The organism is Flavobacterium frigidimaris (assembly GCF_002217275.1).
Lineage (GTDB): Bacteria > Bacteroidota > Bacteroidia > Flavobacteriales > Flavobacteriaceae > Flavobacterium > Flavobacterium aquidurense.
Genome location: NZ_MUGV01000031.1, coordinates 109844 through 134803 on the forward strand (window position 1 = coordinate 109844; position 24960 = coordinate 134803).

Sequence of the window (24960 nt, forward strand, 5' to 3'; positions counted from 1 at the left end):
GCAAGGAAAAGATACAAGCGGATAGCAGGACTAGCTCCTAAAAACAAGAATACTTCTCAAAACAAAATTTCTATTAAAACCTCAACAAAAAACACTTTCGAACAAAAAAATTGTGATGAATAGCAAAAATTAGCACCTTAAATTCGTAATTTTACATTCTAAATCTACAACGTTTTCGAAATGAATCCAAATATTGAGACAAACCCGTTATTAGAGCGATTGCCGAAACATTTAAAGCAATTTATTAAACCACAGGATTATAGCGATTATACGCCAATTAATCAGGCGGTTTGGCGTTATGTGATGCGCAAAAATGTAGATTATTTATCAAAAGTTGCCCATCATTCATATTTGGATGGTTTGAAGAAAACGGGAATCGAAGTTGATTCTATTCCGAGTATGTATGGAATGAACCGAATCCTGACTGAAATTGGCTGGGCTGCGGTTGCCGTTGACGGTTTTATTCCGCCAAATGCTTTTATGGAATTTCAGGCTTATAACGTTTTGGTTATTGCTTCAGACATCCGACAATTAGAACATATTGAATATACACCAGCACCAGATATTATTCATGAAGGTGCCGGCCACGCTCCTATTATTGCGAATCCTGAATATGCTGAATATTTGAGACGTTTTGGTGAAATTGGCTGTAAAGCGATTTCATCTCACAAAGATTATCAGATGTACGAAGCGATTCGTTTGCTTTCGATTTTGAAAGAAGCGGAAGATACACCTCAGGAAAAAATTGACGAAGCGGAGAAAGCGGTTGCCGATTTACAAAATAATATGGGCGAATTATCAGAAATGGCCCAGATTCGTAATTTGCATTGGTGGACAGTAGAATACGGTTTAATTGGAACCGTTGAAGATCCTAAAATTTACGGTGCCGGATTACTTTCTTCAATTGGAGAAAGTGCCTGGTGTATGACGGATAATGTAAAGAAAATCCCTTACGATATTTCGGCTGCAAATCAGAATTTTGATATTACGCAGTTACAACCTCAACTTTATGTAACACCGAATTTCTCTTATTTGAGTTTGATTCTGGAAGAATTTGCGAATAAAATGGCATTAAGAACGGGAGGCCTTTCCGGAATTCAGAAATTAATTCATTCGAATGCTTTAGGTACAATTGAATTAAGTACAGGTTTACAAATTTCAGGCGTTTTCACTAATGTTCTGGAAGAAGAAGGAAAACCAGTTTACATTCAGACTACTGGAAAAACAGCTTTATCGTATCGTGAAAAAGAATTAGTCGGCCACGGAACTTTGACACATCCACACGGATTTGGAAGCCCGATTGGGAAACTAAAAGGCTTCAATTTAGCAATTGAAGATATGAGTCCGAAGGATTTACAAGCTTATAGTATTGTTGAAAATGAAACCGTTAAATTAGAATTTGAAGGCAATATTATTGTAGAAGGAGAAATCATTACAGGTTCCAGAAACTTACACGGAGAAATTATTTTAATTAGTTTCAGAAATTGTACGGTTACGCATGGCGAAACGATTTTATTCCAACCTGACTGGGGAAATTACGATATGGCGATTGGTAAAAAAGTAGTTTCTGCTTTTTCCGGTCCAGCCGATGTGAATAGTTTTGATCTGATTAATATTGTTCCGAGTTCTCAAACGATAAAAGCAAAACATACAGACGAACGTGATGATTTAGAAGTTCTTTATCAAACTGTTCGTTCTATAAGAGAAAATAAAGATTCAAAATCTGAACTACAATCTGTTTTTGAAAAACTAAAAAATAGTCATTCAAACGATTGGTTGCTTTCTGTTGAAATTGCAGAGCTTTTGAAAGATTCTGGTGAAAAGCAATTATTACAAGAAGTACTGGTTTATCTGGATCAATTGAAAGCAAAACGTCCTGAAGTAGCGCATTTAATTACTGGCGGACTGGATTTGATTTTCGATAAAGAAGCGGTTTAGTCTTTAAGGCCCAAAGGTGCGGAGGTTCAAAGGAACAAAGGTTTCTCCTCCTTTTTATCTAATTTCGAACAAGAAATCCTCGCAAGTAGCTCCGCAACAAGTATCTAATCTTTGTAGAGTTACTTGCGAGGATTTCTCGTTCCTCGAAATGAGAAGATTGTGCAAAAACCTTTGTTCCTTTGAACCTCTGCACCTTTGCACCTCTTTTCTACAATTTCAAATCCTGATTAAAATCTTTATCAGATTCAATCGTTTTACCATCGTATTGCAGTTTCCAACCCATGGAATTCGTCAAAATCAAAATCTTTGATAATTCGCTTATCAATCTGTTTTGAGCGTTTGTTTTAAGGGAAGAGTTTTCTATTTTCTTTGCCAGATTTGCCTTTACCGATTTATTGATTTTATTGTAATCCTCTCCCGTAAACGGATTCAGCTGGCTTTGCTCTACATCATAAAACTTAATATCCGGATTGATTGTTATTTCTTCTTTTGGAATATTTAAAATCGTGATGGTTTTGTTTTTTTCGTCGATGTCGTACTTCATTTTATGCAAGTCATAAGCAACGGTCACATTTGCATTTACGACAACTAATGCTTTCTTCTCAAAAGAAACCATATCCAAAAAATATTTCTGCTGATTTTTATACGTAATCACTTCTGAGAAATGCCCTTCGGTAACAACCAGTTTACCTACATTTAGAATTTGCTGTTGAATTAAATTGGTATTGTATTCAATATCCTTGTCATCATCCTTTTTGAATTGGCAAAATTTAAAAGTCAAAATGATTAAGAAAACGACAGAAGCTAAAACTAAAATTCTTTTGAGTGTATTTTGCATTACTTTATTTTATTAGACCAATTTACTTCTTTTTCTGAATGCTTAAAAGTTTTCTATCACGAATTACTCATAAGAAAATACTTTTTCACGCAGATTCAACAGATTAGAGCAGATTTAATTTTAATTTTCCTAAATCAGCTTAAATCTTTATAAATCTGCGTGAAAAGCTTAGCCATCATAATCTGTGGAAAAAATTTCTAGAATGGATATCCAATTGCAATATTCAAAATCAGATTTTCTTTGCGCCATGGTCCACTTCCGAAATCAATATCTTTGATTACCCATCTTTCGCCATCAGGTAAGTAAGGCTTTCTTAACGGAAATGCTAAATCTGTTCTTAAGATAAAAAATGACACATCAAATCTTAGTCCAACTCCTGCTCCAACAGCGATTTCCTTCATAAAATCCTTAGAAATTTCGCCTCCTGGCTTATTAGGGTCTTTATTCATCAACCAAATATTTCCGGCATCAATAAAGGCGGCACCTTTTACAATACTAAAAAGTTTTGCCCTGTATTCGGTACTGAATTCCAATTTCAAGTCTCCTGACTGATCTGGGAGATAATCGTTATCAGTTGTCGTATTAAGGTAACTTCCTGGTCCAATTGATCGCGCTCTAAAGGCTCGAATACTATTGGTACCTCCTACTACAAATTGTTTAGATGTTGGCAACACATTTGAATTCCCATAAGGAATACCAGCTCCAACGATAATCCTACTGGCTAATTGACTTTCCTTTCCGAGTTTTAAATAATGCCTGAAGTCTCCTCTAAATTTTGCATATTGGCTAAACGGAACATCAAAAATACTTTTCTGATTGCCTTCTTTAACATTTGCTCCGGTTACTAGACCTGTAATATTTCCAGCTAAATCCGCTTCTCCACTAAAATAAAACGTATTTTTTCTACGTTTTTGCATCGTATTAGTGTAGGTATAGGTGTAAGTCGGACCAAAAATCAATTGTTTTTCAATTACTTTTTTCAATGATTCGTCTTGTTCTGCATCATCCAAATATTCTTGTGTAACATGATTTGGACTAACATAGGTAATATCCATTAAATTCAATTGATGTTCCTTTCGAACATTCTCTTTCCATAGATAACCGTATGACGCTTTGAATGAATTTAAAGCATACAATTGCGTTCTGTTTTGATATTCGTATCTGACAGTTGCTTTAGTTCTCGGCACATATTCGCTTGAGCCTTCCACATGAAAAAACGGAACAATAAATCTCGGCCAGGTTAGACTGGTTTCTGTTCCGATTTTGTAAATATTCTTGCCGTTATTGGTTCCGGAAAGCTGAAAATCGGCTCCGCCAAAAACAGAAACGGTCAGCAATTCAGCTCCGCGAAATAAATTTCTATTATTCCAATTCACGTTCAGTTCTGTACCGGTATAACTAGCCGAATTGGTTTTTCCTAAAACCTCAACACGAATAAATTTCTTTGGCAATAACGTTAAATAGTAATACGAATCTAAAGTCTTCGGTAAACTGTCCGAAGGTTTGAATTCATTTTTTACAAAACTAAAAGTTCCGAGATTGACAAATCGGTTCAAGGTTAAATTGTGATCTTTTCTGTTGTATAAATCTCCTTTTTTAAAGTAAATAGCGCGATCGAAAACTCTGGGTTTAAAAGTATCTGCGGTATCAATAATTGTAAAATCTTTATATTGAACTACATCTTCCGGCTTGTATTTCAAACTATCTTTTGAAATAGAAAAGTTTGGGTACACAATAATTTTATTAATCTTATAGGCCGTAAGCGCTTTCGGTGGTGCATCTGCTTTGATTACCAGTCTGACTTTTACTTCATGATCACCTTTTGTGCTGTCCACCTGTGCTAAAATATAATCCGGATTAAAGTAATAATATCCCTTTTCTTTAAGTCTGGCGTCTATTCTCTCTCTTTCTGCTTTAATGACATCTAAATCATAGGGTTTGCCAACTTTCAATAAACTTCTTCGGCTTGATCTTCCAATTATTCTTGACATTGCCAAGGAATCATCCGGAAAAGTCACGCTTTTGATGATATACTGCTGTTTAGGCGTTACGGTATATTCTGCCGTAGCTCTTTTATTTTTAGCTGTAGAATCGGCACTGACACGCGTTTTAAAGTACCCTCTGTTTTCGGTAAAATTTCGTAAAACGGATGCATTATAATCTAAATCAACTTTACTAAAAAGCACAGGTGGTTCGCCTACTTTGGTACGCAACCAATATCTGATTCCTTTCTGTTTTTTAGGTTCTCCTGCAATATTATAAAACCATAATTTTGGACGCAATCCTAAAAATTCCTTGTTTGGTTTTGGGCGTAATAAACCTTCTAACTCTTTCTCCAGTTCTTTTCTTTCTTTCTTTTTAATGACAGAATCCTTTACTGTAACAGAACCGCCTGTATACAGTAATTCGCCTTCTGGCAGATATTTTGTATTACTGCATCCAAAAACAAAAAATAAGGACAGGGCAATAAAATATCTGATATATTCCGTTTTTCTATTGCTATGTTTTTTGCTCATTTCCTTCTAATTGATTTTCGTCTTTTTCTTTATCCTCTTTCTCTTTTTGCTTTTTCTTTTCTTTACGCAATTTCTCTTCTCGAATCATTTCTTTTTCTGCTAAAGTGCGATGAAACAGTTCTCTGAATTTATTGTAACTCATCGTAATTATAAAAGCAACTCCCGTTTCAATAACCTGACCTTCAACTGCAACCTGATATTCATTTTTTCGATAAGCGCGAAGCATATAACGGCCGTCTTTTGTTAACTGATAATCCAACGCAACGTCGCCTGCAATATTGGTACTTTCTTCATTGGCGCGTTCCTGACCTTCAACTGCAAAACTGCTTCCAACAGTAACTTTTAGTCTGTCATCTAGAAGTTTTTTAGAAATTCCGACATTTAAATCCGTCCTGTCTTCTCTGGTTCCTGAAGTATAATCATCTGTAGATTCCAGATCAAATTCCAGCTGAACCCCAGTTATCAACTCCCCAGCCAAATCATTCAATTGTTGAGACAGAATTTTACTAACACTTTGTCTGGCCAATGATTCGGCGCTTGTTCCACCGCTTTCACTCGCAAACGGATTTTCGCCAATAAATCTATTCAATAATAAAAGGGCAAAAACCTGTTTGTTTAATTCGGCTGGTTCTTGTCGTAGTTGCTCTAATTTTTGTTGTGTGGTTTCTACAATCGTAGATGATACATCATAATTTCCGTCTGGCAGGACAATATCAAAAGTGATTTCAGGCTTCATTAATTCGCCATTCATTTTCAATAAAGTCTGAAACGGAATTTTCTGTTTGTACGTGTTTTTAGTAGTTTGAGATTCACTTCCTAACTGATTGCCAAGCAAATCAATTGGCGCCGCGTCGACTTTATAAATGGCAGTAATACTAACATTAGCCATCGTTGGCTCGCCATTCCAGATAATATAACTTCCTTTTTGAATATTGAATTTTCTTCGGATCATGTTGAAATTCATTTCATACGCACCATCAGAGAATTCATATTTCCCCGTTAAAGTTGTTTTTCCTGATGGATCGATTCCGCCTGTCAATTCCGCTTCGCCTTTCAGATTTAAATAATCGCCATTTCCTTTGTCGATTACTAAGGTAAGTTCAGCTTCTTTATCAATTGAAATAGCAACACTCACATCCATACCAAGTAATTCCGACTGATTGAGTTTCGCTTTCATTTCAGCCGTTTGTTTCAGATACATATTATCTTCGTCTACAAACTCGACGATTCCTTCTCTATCTGCAATGGAGGGATCAGATTGAGGTAAAACAACAGAAAATTTAGTATCATCTTTGATTTTAATATTCCCATTAACAACCGGATTTTCGAGCGTTCCTTTAATGTTCAGTTTGGTGTCCAAAATTAAATCTCCATAAAACAAATCATTGTCTTTTTCTTTTGAATGAATGGCTCTAAAATCATCTGCTACTACCGTTAAGCCGAAATCAAAATGGGTATAATCGGCTGATTTGATGGTTCCGTTTATCGTCAGTTCATTGTCATTTTCATCATGAAACGTAAAAGTATCAAAAGTAATTACATCGTTTTGAAGCGTAATTTTTTCCTGTTTGGTTTTAAAATACGAATCGAATTTTGTTACTCTGAAACCAGTTTCATTAAAATTCAGTTCCCCATTTACTTTTGGCGCACTGGCGTTTCCTGTGATTTTGAAATTTCCTGACAAATATCCCGTTCCTTCCTTAATATTATCCATACTAAAACCCTGAATACTTTTGATATTCAGTTTGTTTAAGTCCAGATTAAAGTCCAGATTTCCATCGGCAATACTGTACGTTCCTGTCAGATTTACGTCGTTTTCTTCTCCAGTCAATGTAACGTTGGCGTTTAATAAATTATTGGTTTTATTATCAACCTTAACCGCAATATCGCCAACCGGTTCTCCTTTAAAAGCAAAATCATCAATTTTTATGTCTGATGTAAAAGTTGGTTTTGTCATCACATTTTCTGCGACAGCATTTCCATTGATCAAACCTTGCATCAACAACTTATCTTTTTTGACCATATTCATAATGGTTTCGATTTTGAAGTTTACAAAATCAACTTGCAATGGCGCATTGTCTTGCGTTCCTTGTGACTGAATTTTAAGTTCGTTCCCGGAATTCGCTAAAAAGAACTTATTAATATAAAGTCTTTTTCCTCCAAATTCAACAACATTTTCTGGATCGATACTCCATTTATCGTAATTCAGTACAAAGTTTTCTGCATCAATTTTAAAAATATTTTTAGAATCTTCGGCTTTGAAATTTCCAGCAATAAAATACTGTTGTTTGTCTTTTGCATCTTTTACTTCCAATGCATAATCCAGAATATTATTTTCAACTTTTCCTGATAAACTTGTGAACGGAATTTTTAAAGAGCCGCTTTCAATTGTTGCTACAGAGATTTGATATTCCAAAGCATTTTCTTTGGCTTCGATATTTATTTTTCCGTCAGCGATGGTATTATCAGCATAAACAATTCTCGGAATCGTTCCTTTAATTTCTAAAGAATCGGTTACGTTATTGTATTTTCCTTCGATTTTAAGAGGTTCTAAACCCGTTAATTTTGGAACCAATTTAAAAAGAATCGGATCGTTGTCAACTGTCAAAGTAAAAGCCAGACGTTGTTCATCTGATTCTCCATTTACTTTCGGATTTTTTAAATCGATATATTTTGATAATGATTTTTTTACTGCCGAAACCAAAGTCGTTAATTTGTATTTCCCGTCAATTTCTGCTTTTAAAAACTGAGAGGATATTTTTATATTATTTCGATTTTCATCTGAAAAAGCAATTACACGAATTGAATCTAAAACGATTGGTTCTTTGTCCTGTAAAACCTGAATATTCGAAAGGAACACTTTTCCATTTAAAAAATCAGGATTACTATTGGCAATATCAGCATCAATATTCCCTCGCAATTTCATCGGTCCGGCGTGAAGATGCAGTTTTTCTAAGTCGGCTATATCCAGGTTTAATTTTAATTGAATGGCCGGATATTTATCTTTTGTATTTCCGCTCGCCGTTAAATCAAAATTCAAATTCGGGTCTTTCATTCCAGATTTTACTGCGAACGATCCGTTTTCGATATTTCCTTTTAAAGCTAAATCTCTGTAAGTATATTTATTGAAAACTGCTTTTTGAACCAAACCATCAAAATCAGCCTGAGCCGTTTTTGGATCTAGACCTTTGCCTTTTACTTTCGCTTTAAGCGTAATTTTTCCGATCGAATCGTTTCTTATTAATCTGCCCAAATCAAAATCTAATAAATAAACAGTTGCATCGTATTTCTCTCTTCGTTTAACACGTTGATCAAACAAGGCATCTACTTTTGCATTTCCGAAACTGCTGTTTAAAGCAAGATTCGTTTTGAAATTCTGCACAGAACCTTTGAATTTTCCCTGCAAACTCAATTGAGAAGGCAATTGAATATTCTTCGGAATGGTTCCTGCTGGTACAAATCCATATATATCTTTTGAAGTGCTCGAAAGCTTTTTAATATCTAAATCGTAATACGCTTTTTGAGCATCAGGCAAACCTTTGATCTTCCCCGAAAGGGAAACTTTTGTCGTTCCGATTCCGCTCATTTCAAACTGCGGAATAGTCAAATCTTTAACTTTTCCGCTCAAGCGTGTATTCAAATACAAAATCGCGTTTGGATTGCTTTTAAACGGATTCGTTTTTTGTAAATCGGGAGCAAATAATAAAATGTCTTTAAACCCAATTTTCGACTGATTTAAATTCGCATCCAAACTCAGATTGGCAATATCCTTTTTTAAAGCGTCAAGCGAAGGATAGGCCACCTTTATTTTATTTTGAAGAAGCGTTTGCGGTGTTCTTACATACAAATTTTCTAAAGAAGCATTTTTAGGACCATAGAAAAAAGCAGTTTTTAAAGCCTGAATCTGCAATCCGCTTTTATCGTTTACGGCAAGTGCTTTTATATTTCCTGAAATCGTATCATTTCCGTAATACAATTTTTCAGCTTTAAAATTGAATTTATCCAAATCCATATGACTGTAATCAATTCCTTTTGCTACTGGTTTCGATTGCATATCATCAAATTTGAAAGCGATATTTTCCAGATTGACATCAGCCAGTTTTACTTTCCAACCCGATTGTTTGATTGAAGTGGTATCCAAACTTGGAGCTTTAATTTGCTTGTCTTTTGCACCCAAACGTAAATTCCCTTTTAGATTTTTTACTTCGAATGTATCAAAATCCAAAAACTGATTGTTCATATCAATCTTGTTGACTGATAAATCAAGATTACCCAGTTTTATTCCCGAATCTAATTTGGAATCTTTATTATCGTATGCAATATCAATTTGGGACAAACTTATTTTACCAAGTTTTAAACTGAAATCTTTTCTTTTCGAAATTGTATCGACTGTTTTAACCGAAACTTCAGCAATCTTCTCTACAACATCCTGATTCAAAACTACTTTTATTCCATTTAAAGCAATATTCGGAATATCGAAATTCATTTTATCCAAATCGAATTCTTTAAATTTCGTATCAAAATGCGTCAATTTTACGCGAACATCATTTTTAGAATAATCATCCTTAAAATTGAATTTAATGTTATCAAGATTTACTTTTACAACAGAAATTGTAAATGCCTTACTATCCGGATCTTTTGGCTTTTCAGGTTCTTTTGATTCGAAAGCTTTTATGATATAATCGAAATTGAAAACGCCCTCTTTATTTCTGGAAATATTGGCAGTAGTATTTTCTAACGAAACCGAGTTGATCTCCAATTCACTGCTGACCAATTTAAACAAATCGACATCAAGTACTAAACGTTTACCAGCCAATAAAGTATCTTTCTTCTGGTCTTCAAAATAGAAACCTTCCAGCACTACATCTTTTGGAAATTTGATCGAAATATGATCTAAGGCAACTTTGGTTTTAATCTTATCCTGCAGATAAGTGATCGCTTTATCCTTAACGAAATTCTGCACCGACGGCACCTGAATCAAAATAATTAGAAGTAATAAAAGTGCAATTATAGATCCCACGCACCAAAGCAGTATACGTAGTGTTTTTTTAAAAAAATGAATTGTTTTGGTATTCATGCGTCAATAAAACACGTTAGATTAAAATTGCGTTATTATAAAGCTGTACTTCTACAGTCTACAAAATTGAAAAAATTAAACTTTAACAATTTACACAATTTCGCTCAAATATTCTAGAATTTTACGCACAAATAATTATTTTCCTACTTTTTGTGGTTCTGCCACGAAGGCGATAAGGCGGTAAGATTTTGTACTTATTAGTAATTTTTTAAATAGCCGTTGGTTTTAACTAACAGAAATAGAAATTAACAATATACGGCTTTAGCCAAAATTCGCATTAGTTTCGGCTAAAGCCAAGCAGAAATACTATTATAAATCCGTTGGTTAAAACAACGGCTATTCAATATTCCCTCAATATAAATACCTCTTTTAAAACTTAATTTGAGGAAGTTTTTCTCTCAAAACATTTATTTTTTGCTGAAGGTTGGCCAAGAATTTCTGGTGTTGTTCTGATTCTGGATTAAAGCTTCTGTGGCGCAGACTTTTTTGGATTTCGTCTACTTCCCGCATTAAAGAAATGCTTTCTTCAGAAATATAATTTTCACTGAATTTATGCCAGATAAAATCAATTGCGACCTGATTGGGATGCAACATATCCTCGGCATAAAAACGATAATCACGAAGTTCGTCCATCATGATTTCGTAGGAAGGAAAATAATTGTGAATTGTAAATTGTAAATTGTAAATTTTTAAAACTTGGTGCAATGATGTGAATAAATGTGATTTACTTAGTTGGTTTTCTGCAAAACCATCTTTGATGTGACGTACCGGCGAAATTGTAAAAATGAAGTTTATATCGGGATTTAAAGTCTGAATTAAATCTATTGTATTTTGGATGCTTTTCTGGATCACATCAACCGGCAATAATTCTTTTGAGAATTGTTTTTGAGGGACTTTATGGCAATTGGCAACAATTTCATCACTTTCGAGATTTCTGTAAATCCAGGCTGTTCCGTAAGTTATAATAATGTGTGACGCTTCTTTTAATTGTTTATGAGTTTCTGAAATTGCTTTATTTAACGTTTCAAGTAATTCTTGTCTGTCAGAATTACTTAAATCTGAATGTACTTCAAAAGAATGCCAGCGTTCGTTATGAAAGAAAACGTCTTTTTCTGTAAATTCTCTTTCCTGAACCGTTCTCTCCATTAGTTTCGCAATGGAGACCGGATTAAAAATAATTCCAAACGGATTGGCTTCATTCTGAAACTTAAAGTAATCAAATTTCTCTGCCATATTTTCTGCAAAACAAGAACCAAACGAAAGCACTTTCGAATTATAATCGATTGGATTATTAGATTTTGATAGCGGGATTTGGGTTCTGAATTGCATGGCTATGAGTTTTAAACAAAGTTAAAGATTACTGACGACTCTCTATTTAAAATTGTGAATAAAAATCAGGCAAAGTCGCAGAGTCGCAAAGTTTTTACAATACAGCTGTACTTACGTTTTGTAATTAAACGCCGTGTATTAACCAAATTCTTTTTTCAGATTTTTAGATTAAACAAAATACACTTTGCGGGTCTGCGGCTTTGCGTGTAATTGATTGAAGTTAAAGTAGCACAATATACTCTGACCCATTTGACTAAAATTTATTAAGCTTAAAATCAACGATAAAAGATAATCAATTATATTAGGTTTTTAATAACATAAATCAACTTCACTAACTAAAACTATTCACTACTTTTGCATCTTGCATAAATTAAAATTCACTTATGAAATTATTATATTCTTATATAATCAAACACAAAATGCTTTTGCTTTTTGCTTTGATTATGGCCTCTATAAACATTTGTTTCAGTTTATCTGACTCTATTATTACCGGTAAATTAATGCAGGATTGTGGTGTAGGATTACACAAATATGCTGGGAATCCAACTGGTTTTATAAAATCTTTATCTTTCTGGCTTGGTCTTTCGCTTGGTGCTGCGATGGTTTCCAGAATTACCAAAAACTTTCAGGATTATTTTACCAATGTCGTTATTCAGCGAACTGGTGCTCAAATGTATACGGACGGAATCAAAAAATCACTTGATTTGCCTTTTGCCGAATTTGAAGATCAACGAAGCGGAGAAACTTTAAGTAAACTAACCAAAGTACGTTCTGATTCTGAAAAACTAATTACACTCTCTATTTCTTTGATTTTTCAAACCGTAATCGGATTTGTATTCGTAATCGTTTACGTTGCCCGAATCGATTATCGTATTTCGATTATCTTTTTAATTACTGCTCCAATTATTGCTTTGGTAAGTTCTTATTTAGGAAAAAAAATCAAAGTTGTTTCTAAGAAAATCGTGAATCAAACCAATGCTTTAGCAGGTTCAACAACTGAAAGTTTACGAAATATTGAGCTTGTAAAAAGTCTTGGATTAACCTATCAGGAAGAAAAACGTCTGAACTTAAACACCTTTAAAATTCTGCATTTAGAACTGGAAAAAATCCGTTTTATCAGAAGTTTGAGTTTTATTCAGGGAACTACCGTTCACTTTTTAAGAACTTGTGTCGTTTTTACATTGTACTATTTCTTATTCGGAAATAAAATTATTGTGGGAGATTTATTGACCATGGTATTTTTTACTTTCTTCATTTTTGGACCTTTACAGGAATTAGGAAACTTCATTATCGCTTTGAATGAAACCAAAGTTTCTATGGAGAATTTCAAAATATTGTTAAGCGCACCAAAAGAGTTTCGTCCAAAAAATCCAAAACACGTCGGTGCGATTCAATCATTGTTATTTTCTAATGTAAGTTTCCAACATAAAACGGCTAAATTCAAAGCGGTTGAGAACATTAATTTCGACATTAAGCAAGGTGAAACCGTTGCCTTTGTTGGACCATCTGGTTCAGGAAAAACAACTTTAGTGAAATTGTTAGTTGGATTATACACGCCGGCTGAAGGTCAGGTTTTGTATAACGAAATTGACTCTACTGAAATTGATTTATTAGATCTCAGAAAACAACTAGGTTTTGTAACGCAGGATGCACAATTATTCTCTGGAACAATTCGTGAAAATTTATTGTTTGTAAAACCAAATGCAACCGATGAAGAGGTTTACGATGCCTTAAAAAGAGCGAGTTGTGAAAAATTACTAAAACGTGCCGAAGATGGTTTAAATACTACTATCGGTGAAGGTGGAATTAAAGTTTCAGGTGGAGAAAAACAACGTTTATCAATCGCCAGAGCTATTTTAAGAAATCCTAATTTATTGATTTTTGATGAAGCAACTTCAGCATTAGATTCCATTACGGAAGAAGAAATTAACGCAACAATCAGAAACATTTCAGATAAAAACAGAATCACGGTTTTAATCGCGCACCGTTTATCAACTGTAATGCATGCAGATAAGATATTTGTCTTGGAACAAGGAAAAATCATCGAGCAGGGTAAACACGAAGAATTAATCGTGGAGAGAGGTTTGTATTACGCTATGTGGCGTCAACAGATCGGAGAACGCAAGTAATTTTTAAAGCTTGGTGAAGAAAAAATAATCTCGCAAAGACGCAGAGTCGCAAAGTTTTTTTTAAAGCTTTGCGACTTTGTTATTTAAACCAACTTTTTAAAAGTATTTTTTTTAATCGCGCAAAGTCGCAAAGTCGCAAAGTTTTTGGCTGTGTACCTTTTACTAAAGATTATTAACTAATCTTGTAATACCAAATTTAATTAACGGCACATTAAAATTTATCAGCAAACCTAATTTCATTTTTGTAATTTTCAGATACGTCATAGTTTGTTTTGCATGAACTTCTGTTATTTTTTCAATTGATTTAATTTCTAAAATTAATTTATTCTCAATTATTAAATCGGCTCGAAAACCAATATCAAGTTTAATCTCATCCCAAACAACGGGAAGCATTTTTTGTCTTTCTACAAATAAGCCCTTTTTAGTTAATTCGTAAAATAAAATTGCTTCATAAACTGATTCTAACAAACCTGGCCCAAGCTTCACATGCATTTTGTAGCATATATCAACCACAATAGCTGATATTTCATTTTCAGTCATTCATTTAATTTAAAGTAAAAACTTATAAATATAAATTTATAAAGCAAAAAAAAGTCGCAAAGCTTAAAAAACTTTGCGACTCTGCGTCTTTGCGAATATAAAAAATCTTATTTCACAAACTCAACCGCATGAGACAAAGCCTCCGCAATTCCAGCAGCATTTTTACCTTTTCCAGAAGCGAAGAAAGGCTGCCCTCCCCCGTTTCCTTCAATATATTTTCCTAATTCTTTGATTACTGCATTTGCGTTTAAGCTTTTTGAAGCAACCAATTCTTTAGCAATATAACAGTGAATATTTGGCAATCCATCTTCTATAGAAGCTAAAAACACAAATGAATCTGCTTTTGAACTTCCTAATGCAGAAGCCAAATCTTTAGTCGACGCCATACTTAAATCTACTTGTTTAGCAAGGAAATTTACGCCGTTTATTTCTTGGAAATCTTTCTCCAATTCTGATTTTAAAGCGCCTACTTTTTCTTTCAATAATTGCTCTACCTGTTTTTTCAATTTAGCGTTATCATCCTGTAATGAAATAACTGCTTTTATAGGATCTTGTGCATTTTTCAACACACCATTGATTTCTTTTAATTTGTCAGCCTGAGTTGCAAAATAATCTTTTACAGCATCAGCTGTAATCGCTTCGATACGACGAATTCCAGATGCTACAGCACCTTCGCTTACAATTTTGAAATACCAGATATCAGCGGTGTTGTTTACGTGAATTCCTCCACATAATTCCATACTGTCTCCAAATTTAATGGCACGAACATTATCTCCGTATTTCTCTCCAAATAATGCCATTGCACCTTCTTCAACTGCTTGTTTAAAAGGAACATTTCTTCTTTCAATCAATGGCAATTGCTCCTGAATTCTCGCATTTACGAAATCTTCAACTTGTTGCAATTCTTCATCAGTAACTTTTGAGAAATGAGAAAAGTCAAAACGTAAGTTCTTTTGGTTTACCAAAGATCCTTTTTGCTCGACATGCGTTCCTAAAATGTGACGCAATGCCTGGTGCATTAAGTGCGTAGCAGAGTGATTTGAAGCAGAACTTTTACGAATCGTTTTATCTACAACAGCTCTGAAAGTTTCAGATAAATTATTTGGTAAATCTTTCGCGAAATGAATAATTACGTTGTTCTCTTTTTTAGTATCAAAAATATAGATTACATCTCCGTTTGAAGCTTCAAAATATCCTTTATCTCCCACTTGTCCTCCACCTTCCGGATAAAAAGGCGTCATGTTAAATACAATTTGAAATACTTCTCCATCTTTAGCACTTTCAACTTTACGGTAACGTGTAATTTTTACAGTTGCTTCCGTATGATCGTAACCAATGAATTCTTCATCTTCATCATCAATCAAAATTTGCCAGTCTCCTGCTTTTACTTTAGAAGCCGCACGAGAACGCTCTTTTTGTTTTTGTAATTCCGATTCGAAACCAGCTTCGTCTAACTGCAATCCTTTTTCTGAAAGAATCAAAGCCGTTAAGTCGATTGGAAAACCGTAAGTATCAAATAATTCAAATGCTTTTTTACCAGAAATTGTTGTTTCTGTAGAATTTGAAATGATGTTTTCCAACAAAATCAAACCTTGATCTAATGTTCTTAAAAATGAATTTTCTTCTTCTTTAATTACGTTGGCACAAAGTGATTTTTGTATTCTGATTTCCGGGAAAGAACCTCCCATTTGAGTGCTTAAAACCTCAACCAATTTATAAATAAATGGCTCTTTTGTATCCAGGAAAGTAAAACCGTAACGAATTGCACGACGCAAAATTCTACGAATAACATAACCCGCTCCGGTGTTAGATGGCAACTGACCATCAGCAATAGCAAAAGCTACAGCACGAACGTGATCTGCAATAACACGAATGGCAATGTTTACTTTTTCTTCCGCTTCGTTAGAAGCTTTAATTGTATATTTTGATCCTGTAATAGATTCAATTTCTTTAATAAGAGGTGTAAAAACGTCAGTGTCATAGTTAGATTGCACGTTTTGTAAAACCATACACAAACGCTCAAATCCCATTCCGGTATCAACGTGCTGTGCAGGCAATTTTTCTAAAGATCCATCCGCTTTACGGTTGAATTCCATGAATACATTATTCCAGATTTCAACTACGTGCGGGTGATCATTATTTACTAAATCTTTTCCTGGCGTAACAGCCTTTTCTTCAGCAGAACGAATATCAACGTGAATTTCAGAACAAGGTCCACAAGGTCCCTGATCTCCCATTTCCCAGAAATTGTCTTTTTTATTTCCAAGTAAAATTCTGTCTTCAGCAATTAATGTTTTCCAGATATCATAAGCTTCCTGGTCGAAAGGAACGTTTTCTTCTTCGCTTCCTTCAAAAACAGTTACGTAAAGAATATCTTTATCAATTTTGTAAACTTCTGTCAATAATTCCCAAGCCCAATTGATCGCTTCCTTCTTGAAATAATCTCCAAAAGACCAGTTTCCTAACATCTCAAACATAGTGTGGTGGTACGTATCAATACCAACCTCTTCAAGATCATTATGTTTTCCTGAAACACGAAGACATTTTTGCGTATCGGCAATTCTTGGACTTTTTGGAGTTCCGTTTCCTAAAAAATATTCTTTAAACTGGGCCATACCCGAGTTGTTGAACATTAAGGTTGGGTCGTCTTTAAGTACAATAGGAGCCGAAGGAACGATTGTGTGTCCTTTGCTCTCGAAAAAATCTAAAAATTGCTTACGTACGTCTTGTGATTTCATATTTTATTAATGTGACAATTTGATAATGTGCCAATTAGACAATCTGATAATGTGACGATTTTTAATGTGTCAATTAGATAATGTGTCAATTAGATAATTATTCCTTAAAAACTTATCTCAACCAACAATAAATTATCCAATTACTGCATTATCTAATTGACTCAATTATCTAATTATCTAATTGTTTTTTAAACTTGAAAAAAAGAGGCGAACAACTGAAACATTTAGTAAATTTGTTCGACTAACTTATTTTACAAGCTGCAAAAATAGGGTATTTTAAAATATGGCGAAAGTAAAATATTATTACGACTCAGAAAATCTGGCTTATACGAAAATAAAAACCAGAAAAAGGGCGAAAATTGGCTATGCCTTATTGTTTTTATTAGCCTCAGCACTGTTTGGTTTCCTGGTTTTTGTTCTTTTAATTAACACTCCTTTTTTTGAAACTCCAAAAGATCGTTTGCAGGCACGTGAAATTGAAAATTTGAAATTACAATACGCCATTTTGAATAAGAAAATGGATGAAATTGATGATGTAACCGAAGCATTAGAAAACAGAGATAATACTATTTACAGAGTTTATTTTAATAAAACAGAAATTCCGGATTCGATTAGAAAAGCGGGATTCAGGGATCCTAAAAGATATAAAGATTTAGAAGGTTACAACAATTCGCAATTGGTTTTGAATACCACAAAACGCATTGATAAACTTTCGAAAGAACTGGCGATTCAGTCCAAATCATTAGATGAAATTTTGAAATTAGCCAGTGTAAAAGGCAGTTTGCTATTAGCAATTCCGGCAATTCAGCCTGTTCAGAATGAAAATTTAAAACGTGTTGCTTCGGGATTTGGATATCGAATTGATCCTTTCACGAAAGTGCGAAAAATGCACAACGGAATGGATTTTACCGCCAATACGGGCTCTCCGGTTTATGCAACAGGCGATGGCGTTGTGGCAAGAGCGGACAATTCGGCTTCCGGATTTGGAAATCATGTTGTGATCAGGCATGGTTTTGGTTATGAGAGTTTGTATGCGCATTTAAGCAAATACAACTGCAGGCCGGGACAAAAAGTAAAAAGAGGCGATGTTATTGGTTATGTGGGAAGTACCGGAAGATCTGAAGGCCCGCATTGTCATTACGAAGTTCATAAAGACGGGAAAGTAGTGAATCCGCTGAATTTTTATTACGGAAATATTTCGGCTGTCGAATATGTGGCAATTTCACAAATGGCGAACCAGGAAAACCAGTCATTAGATTAATACCTTAAAAAGTGTTATTTTTGGAATAAAATAGAAAATTAAAAAACATGCATATTGAGCTTTCAAAAGATAAAAGATATTACAGCATTGGCGAAGTAGCCAAAGCTTTTAATGTCAATGCGTCATTGATACGGTTTTGGGATAGTGAATTTGATATTTTGAAACCTAAAAAGAATGCCAAAGGCAACAGAATGTTTACGCCGGAAGATATCACCAACCTGCAATTGATCTATCATTTGGTTAAAGAAAGAGGTTTTACACTAGAAGGTGCCAAAACACATTTGAAAGAAGGACAAAAGAAAACATTAGATAAATTCGAAATAATACGTAAATTAGAGACCATAAAAACACAATTAAACGAAATTAAGAACGAATTATAGTATATTTATTAAAAATTAGAAATAAATTTAAAACAAAACAGATATGAAAAAATGGTTAATCCCCGTAGGAATTATTGTCGTACTAATCGCTATTATTGCTTTTTGGTCAATCGGAATTAAAAATACTGGTTTGCAAAAAAATCAGGCAGTTAACAAAGAATGGGGAAATGTTAGTACAACTTACCAAAGAAGAAATGATCTTATCGGGAATTTAGTTAACACAGTAAAAGGTGCAGCAGATTTCGAAAAATCAACTTTGACAGCTGTAATAGAGGCCAGAGCAAAAGCTACTTCGGTAACCATTGATCCAAGCAACGTAACTCCTGAGCAATTAGCGCAATACAACCAGGCTCAAAGTGGTGTATCTTCTTCTTTATCAAGATTATTGGTTTCTGTTGAACAATATCCAACATTAAAAGCAAATGAAAACTTCCTAAAATTACAGGATGAACTGGCTAGTACAGAAAATCAAATTTTAACGGCCAGAACCCGTTTTAACGAAGCTGTACAAGATTATAATGGTTATGTTCTTGCAATTCCAAACAGTTGGTTTTTAAGCTACAAAGAAAAACCATATTTTGAAGCTGTTGCAGGTGCTGATAAACCAGTTGAAGTAAAATTCTAAAACTAGATTTTAGATTAATTAGACTTCTTAGCATCTAAGATTTAGTCTAAAATCTAATATCTGAAATCTAATATCTAAAATAACTCCAATGTCACAAGTAGAAGATTTTTTATCCAAAGAAGATGAACAAACAATTGTTGAAGCCATTCGTGTGGCCGAAAAAAATACTTCTGGCGAAATTAGAGTACATATAGAACAAACAACTTCTAAAGTTCCTTTTGACAGGGCTTTAGAAGTTTTTCATGAATTAAAAATGAATGAAACCCAGCAACAAAATGGGGTTTTATTTTACTTTGCTGTTGCTGATAAAAGCTTTGCCATTTGTGGAGATAAAGGCATAAATGACCTTGTCTCTTCTGATTTTTGGGATTGCACCAAAGATGCAATGACAATACAATTTAAAGCAGGAAATTTTAAGCAGGGAATTGTTGACGGAATTTTAAACGCCGGCGAACAACTGAAAAAATATTTTCCATGGTCTGAAGAAGACACTAACGAACTATCTAACGAAATCTCAAAAGGATAAATGATGAAAAATTCCAATAATAAAATCCCAAATTCCAACGGAATTTTTCAATTTACTTTTTTGCTTATCGCATTTTTTATCTGCAATAGTATTTTTGCACAGTTTACAATTCCGGAGAAACCAAGTTTACAAACTTCGGTTTATGATTATGCCAATATTTTAAGTGCTTCTGAAAAAGCACAATTAGAAGAAAAACTAATTCATTATGCCGATTCAACCACTACTCAAATTGTAGTCATTACAATTGAAAGTCTGAAAGGTGAAGATGTGAGTCAGCTCGCAACAAAATGGGGACAAACCTGGGGAATTGGAGGAACAAAGCAAGATGACAATGGTGTTATTATTTTATTAGCAAAAGATGAGAAAAAAATTGCCATCAATCCCGGATACGGAGTTGAAGATCGCTTAACAGCGGGAATTGGCGGAACCATAATTAGAAACATTATTATTCCGGAGTTTAAAGCAGGAAGTTTTTACAATGGTCTTGACAAGGGAACAGATGCTATAATTGATGTTTTTAAAGGAAAATTCAAAGGAGAAAGAAAACAAACCAAAGGAAAAGACTTTCCGATAGTACCTTTCATTGTAATTGTTGTAATTGTATTAATTTTACTGTCCCGAAATAAAAGAGGCGGTGGAGGAAATTCTGGTAACAACGGCGGGGGCGGCCCTAGCCTGATGGATGTAATTCTTCTAAGCAGTCTTGGCAGAAGCGGCGGAGGATTTGGAGGTTTCGGCGGAGGATCATCAGGAGGTGGTTTCGGAGGCGGAGGCGGAGGCTTCGGTGGAGGATTTGGCGGAGGCGGATTCTCAGGCGGAGGTTCTAGCGGAGGCTGGTAAAAACAAGTCGCAGTATTCAGTGACAGTTTTCAGTTTCAAAATTCATAATTCACAATTTATAATTCATAATTAAAATATAGATGTTATCACATAAAGCAAAATACGCCCTTAAGGCCTTACTTTATTTAGCAGAACAAGACGAAAATCACATTTCAAGAACCATAGAAATTGCTGATGGCGCCAACATTCCTAAAAAGTTTTTAGAACAAATTTTATTGGATCTAAAACGAGGACGTTTTGTGAGTAGTAAGCAAGGAAAATTTGGCGGTTATTATCTGATAAAATCTAAAAATGAGATTACTTTGGCTGAAATTCACCGTTTATTTGATGGTGCAATTGCACTTTTGCCTTGTGCTTCTTTAAATTTCTACGAACCGTGTTCTGATTGCAAAACCGAGTCAGAATGCAGTCTGCGTCACGGTTTACTTCTTATAAGAGATAAAACGCTGAAGGCAATGGAAGGCATTACAATTGCCTCATTGGTAAAGAAATAAAAAAATATTCCCTAAACTCTATCGGTTTAATAGAATTTGTATATATTTGCCAAAAATAATTAACAAATCATTTACAAATTTTTAACCGATGAAAGTACATTCCAGTAAATCAGGTGTAACAAAAAATCTTTTGCAAAGTAATTATAGTCCATTCACAACTGTGAAAAACAATTCATTTATGATGTGCATGTGTTGGTAAAAAAAAATTAATTTAAATTCTACTAATTACATATACTTAATATAAAAAATGAAAAATCTATATAAAATATCACTTACAAGTATCTTTTTACTATTAGCCTTTACAACATCTTACGCACAAAATATCGAAGGTGTCGTAACAACAACAGAAAACACTCCATTAGAAGCCGTTAACATTGTTATCAAAGGAACTACTTCTAGCACAACTTCAGATTCAAATGGAAAATTTTCAATCAATACTAAAGGAAAACTTCCGGTAACTATTTTGGTTCAATACGTTGGCTATAAAACTACAGAAATAGAATTGGATGCAATACCAGCAACTCCATTAGCAGTTATCTTAAAAGAAGAAAATGAACTTGTAGAAGTTGTGGTTTCTTCAAGACGTCGTATCGAAAAAGTTCAGGATGTGCCAATTGCCATTTCTGTTATTACAGGAAAACAAGCAGAACAAACTGGTGCCTTTAACGTAAACCGTATCAAAGAATTGGTTCCTTCTGTTCAATTATATTCATCAAATCCAAGAAATACAGGGATTAATATTCGTAGCCTTGGTTCTCCATTCGGACTAACAAATGACGGAATCGATCCAGGAGTTGGTTTCTATGTTGATGGTGTTTATTACGCTCGTCCAGCCGCTACAACTTTAGATTTTATTGATGTAGAGCAAATCGAAGTACTACGTGGCCCACAAGGATCTTTATTTGGTAAAAACACCACTTCAGGAGCTTTTAACATTACAACCCGTAAGCCAAGTTTTACATCAGGAGCTGATTTTGAAGTAAGCTACGGAAATTATAACTTCTTACAAGCTAAAGCTTCAGTTACAGGGGCATTAGGTAAAAAAGTAGCTGGGCGTTTGTCTTTTTCAGGTACACAACGTGATGGTTTAATTGATAATGTAGTAACGGGAAGACCAACTAATACTTTAAACAATCAAGGAATCAGAGGACAATTACTTTGGACTCCTACAGAAAATACTAATATTATATTAGCAGCAGATATTACAACGCAACGTCCAGACGGATACGCACAGGTTGTTGCTGGTGTTGCTCCTACTCAAAGAGCAGCTTACCGCCAGTTTGATGCTATTATTAAAGACTTAAACTATCAATTACCAAGTTTAAATGCTTTTGATCGTAAAATCGACCACGATACCCCATGGCGTTCAGGACAAGACATGGGAGGTATTTCGCTAAATATTGACACCAAAATTGGTGGCGGAACACTTACTTCAACAACAGCCTGGAGATTCTGGAACTGGGATCCATCAAATGACAGGGATTTTACGGGATTGCAAGTATTAGCAAAATCACAAAACCCAACAAGACAAACACAGATTACGCAAGAAGTACGTTATGCAGGTCAGCTAACCTCAAAATTAAGCGGAGTTGCAGGTGTATTCTTCATTGACCAAACTTCTCAAACAGACGGTACAGAAGAATCTGGAAACGCACAATGGAGATTTGCTCAAAGTACAACAAGTCCGTTATGGAAAACTCCGGGGCTTTTTGAAGGATACGGAATCAAAACAGATGCCAATATCAGAGCCTCGAGTGCGGCAGTATTTGGACAATTGGACTGGGCTATTACAGAGAAAATACATATTTTACCAGGTTTAAGATACAACTTCGATAAAAAAGACGCGCATTATGCCCGTACGACGTATGGAGGTCTTCAAACAACTGATCCAGCATTACTAGCCTTGAAAAAACTGGTTTATTCTGATCAGGCATTTGACTCTAGCACAGATAATACCGACTTTTCCGGAAACTTAACTTTAACTTATAAAGCATCTGATAAAATCAATGCTTATGCTACTTATGCAAAAAGCTACAAACCAGTTGGAGTAAACGTTGCCGGATTACCAACCGATGCAAAAGGACAACCTTTGCTTGATCTGGCGGTAATTAAACCAGAGAAAGTAAATCATTATGAAGTGGGAGTAAAAACTTCTCCTTTTAAAAATTCAATATTTAATTTAGCTTTATTTAATACCGAAATTAAAGATTTCCAAACAAACGTTCAGGCAGCTGAATTGGGTGTAAACCGTGGTTATCTTGCTAATGCAGATAAAGTTCGTGTAAGAGGTGCTGAATTGGATGCAAGTTTTGTTTTCAGCCAACATTTAACCGTAAATGCTGCTGCTACTTATACTGAAGGTACTTATGTGAAATTTACAAATGCACCACTTCCATTAGAAGAGACCGGAGCTCCGGTAGCTTATAAAGATGTTTCAGGAACTGATTTACCGGGTGCATCAAGATGGGCCGGATCGTTAGGCGGAGAACTTTCTGATAACGCAAGATTCTTTGGAAACGCGGGAAAAATTTTCTTAGCTATTGATTCGTATGCACGTTCTGAATTCTCTTCTAGTCCTTCTGCTTCAAAATATTTAGTAGTTCCGGGTTATGCGATTTTTAATGCTCGTTTAGGTTTCCGTGCTTCTCAGGGATTATCGGTTTACTTCTGGGGACGTAACCTATTAAACAAAGATTACTATGAGCAATTGTTGCCTGCAGGAGGAAACTCAGGACAATATGCTGGCGTAATTGGAGATCAAAGAACGTATGGCGTTACATTGAAATATTCATTATAAGAAATTAATTAATTTCGATATATAAAACGAGGCAAGCTTAAAAACTTGCCTCGTTTTTTTATAATCACAAAAAAGCATTTTAAACCAATTTTAATCTTCCCAAAATACATTTTGATTTGTATATATTCGCAGCCTGAATTTATGTAAATGAAAATTCTCAGGATAATTTTCTTTTTTGGTCTTTTAAGTCAAATCGGAATTGCGCAAAACAAACGCACTATCGACCAGCAAACCCTGACCTGGGTTCGATATTACAATATTCTGCCTTTAACTGAAAAATGGGCCTTACATTCTGAATTTGATAACCGAAGTTTTGTAAATCCTATTCATGAAAATCTATTTGTAATACGAGTTCAGGGAAGATATCGCGCCACGAAATTAGTAGATCTAGGAAGCGGATTTGCCTTTTTTAATGTCAACACACAAGATGCACATTTTGATCCTGACTTTTCTGTTCCCGAATATCGCGTTCAACAAGACATTACGTTAATTAACGATATTGCTAAAATTACCTTCCATAATCGTTTTCAACTGGAAGAACGTTTTATTCAGCAAGCTACTAAAACGGAATTATTGGATGATTTTTCTTTTGCTTTCCGATTCAGATACAGATTACAATCGACTTTTGATCTTTGGAAGAAAGAAAAACAAAGCATAAAAGGTACTATTTCTGATGAAGTCCTGCTTAATTTCGGAAAAGACAACAAACGAAATACTTTCGATCAAAACCGGCTTTATGCTGCTTTACGTTATCATTTCAATCCTAATATAGGTTTAGAAGTTGGTTATTTGAAAAGTTTTCAAAGGCGTGCAAGCGGTGTTGACTTCTACGATAGGGATATTATTCGTTTTACCGTTTATCACCGAATTGATCGTAAACTGAAAAAATAGAGAAAATAAAATTCCAAAATTGAAATTCCAAATTCCAACAA

General features: G+C 34.5%; 16 protein-coding genes. 10 read left to right on the plus strand and 6 right to left on the minus strand.

Annotated features, from left to right (window positions below; genetic code table 11):
- Positions 1-180 precede the first annotated feature (180 nt).
- Entirely contained in the window at positions 181-1938 is a 1758-nt protein-coding gene (locus tag B0A65_RS17600) for an aromatic amino acid hydroxylase (protein ID WP_074659912.1), read from the plus strand.
- 208 nt (positions 1939-2146) lie between these two features.
- On the opposite strand, the gene B0A65_RS17605 is transcribed toward B0A65_RS17600, so the two are convergent.
- From B0A65_RS17605 to B0A65_RS17620, 4 genes are all read right to left on the minus strand, one after another.
- Positions 2147-2776 carry a DUF4230 domain-containing protein gene (locus B0A65_RS17605; RefSeq protein WP_074659911.1) on the minus strand — a complete coding sequence of 210 codons (630 nt, stop codon included), beginning with the start codon at positions 2774-2776 and terminating at the stop codon, positions 2147-2149.
- Positions 2777-2973: 197 nt separating this feature from the next.
- Positions 2974-5292: a translocation and assembly module lipoprotein TamL gene (gene tamL / locus B0A65_RS17610; RefSeq protein ID WP_074659910.1), complete on the minus strand. Its 2319-nt coding sequence runs from the start codon at positions 5290-5292 to the stop codon at positions 2974-2976.
- Positions 5276-10369 (minus strand): translocation/assembly module TamB domain-containing protein, encoded by a 5094-nt coding sequence (locus B0A65_RS17615; RefSeq protein ID WP_074659909.1) that lies wholly within the window; start codon positions 10367-10369, stop codon positions 5276-5278. Before B0A65_RS17615 ends, tamL begins: the two co-directional genes overlap by 17 nt.
- A gap of 369 nt (positions 10370-10738) precedes the next feature.
- Complete coding sequence (locus B0A65_RS17620; RefSeq protein ID WP_074659908.1) at positions 10739-11698, minus strand: GSCFA domain-containing protein; 960 nt, start codon at positions 11696-11698, stop codon at positions 10739-10741.
- A 383-nt stretch (positions 11699-12081) separates the two neighbouring features.
- Between B0A65_RS17620 and B0A65_RS17625 the strand changes: the two genes are divergently transcribed.
- The gene (locus B0A65_RS17625) at positions 12082-13827 is read left to right on the plus strand and encodes an ABC transporter ATP-binding protein (RefSeq protein WP_074659907.1); all 1746 of its coding nucleotides are present in this window, start codon (positions 12082-12084) and stop codon (positions 13825-13827) included.
- A gap of 162 nt (positions 13828-13989) precedes the next feature.
- Here the strand turns inward: B0A65_RS17625 and B0A65_RS17630 are convergent, their stop codons facing one another.
- Both B0A65_RS17630 and alaS read right to left on the minus strand, forming a co-directional pair.
- Positions 13990-14367, minus strand: a complete 378-nt coding sequence (locus B0A65_RS17630; protein WP_074659906.1) for a GxxExxY protein — start codon at positions 14365-14367, stop codon at positions 13990-13992.
- Positions 14368-14474: 107 nt separating this feature from the next.
- Positions 14475-17105 carry an alanine--tRNA ligase gene (alaS, locus tag B0A65_RS17635; RefSeq protein WP_074659905.1) on the minus strand — a complete coding sequence of 877 codons (2631 nt, stop codon included), beginning with the start codon at positions 17103-17105 and terminating at the stop codon, positions 14475-14477.
- Between the two features lie 283 nt (positions 17106-17388).
- Between alaS and B0A65_RS17640 the strand changes: the two genes are divergently transcribed.
- The 8 genes from B0A65_RS17640 (at position 17389) to B0A65_RS17675 (ending at position 24919) form a co-directional block, all read left to right on the plus strand.
- Positions 17389-18366: a peptidoglycan DD-metalloendopeptidase family protein gene (locus B0A65_RS17640; protein WP_074659904.1), complete on the plus strand. Its 978-nt coding sequence runs from the start codon at positions 17389-17391 to the stop codon at positions 18364-18366.
- Positions 18367-18413: 47 nt separating this feature from the next.
- On the plus strand, positions 18414-18746 hold the full coding sequence (locus tag B0A65_RS17645; protein WP_026985753.1) for a MerR family transcriptional regulator: 333 nt from the start codon (positions 18414-18416) through the stop codon (positions 18744-18746).
- 43 nt (positions 18747-18789) lie between these two features.
- Entirely contained in the window at positions 18790-19371 is a 582-nt protein-coding gene (locus tag B0A65_RS17650; protein ID WP_074659903.1) for a LemA family protein, read from the plus strand.
- Positions 19372-19459: 88 nt separating this feature from the next.
- Positions 19460-19897 carry a TPM domain-containing protein gene (locus B0A65_RS17655; protein ID WP_074659902.1) on the plus strand — a complete coding sequence of 146 codons (438 nt, stop codon included), beginning with the start codon at positions 19460-19462 and terminating at the stop codon, positions 19895-19897.
- 3 nt (positions 19898-19900) lie between these two features.
- Complete coding sequence (locus tag B0A65_RS17660; RefSeq protein WP_074659993.1) at positions 19901-20737, plus strand: TPM domain-containing protein; 837 nt, start codon at positions 19901-19903, stop codon at positions 20735-20737.
- 80 nt (positions 20738-20817) lie between these two features.
- Positions 20818-21231, plus strand: coding sequence for an RrF2 family transcriptional regulator (locus B0A65_RS17665; protein WP_056195014.1), 414 nt, complete (start codon positions 20818-20820; stop codon positions 21229-21231).
- Positions 21232-21478: 247 nt separating this feature from the next.
- Positions 21479-24028 carry a TonB-dependent receptor gene (locus B0A65_RS17670; protein ID WP_074659901.1) on the plus strand — a complete coding sequence of 850 codons (2550 nt, stop codon included), beginning with the start codon at positions 21479-21481 and terminating at the stop codon, positions 24026-24028.
- 147 nt (positions 24029-24175) lie between these two features.
- A complete protein-coding gene (locus tag B0A65_RS17675) occupies positions 24176-24919 on the plus strand; it encodes a DUF2490 domain-containing protein (protein WP_074659900.1) in 744 nt (247 codons plus the stop codon).
- Positions 24920-24960 lie beyond the last annotated feature (41 nt).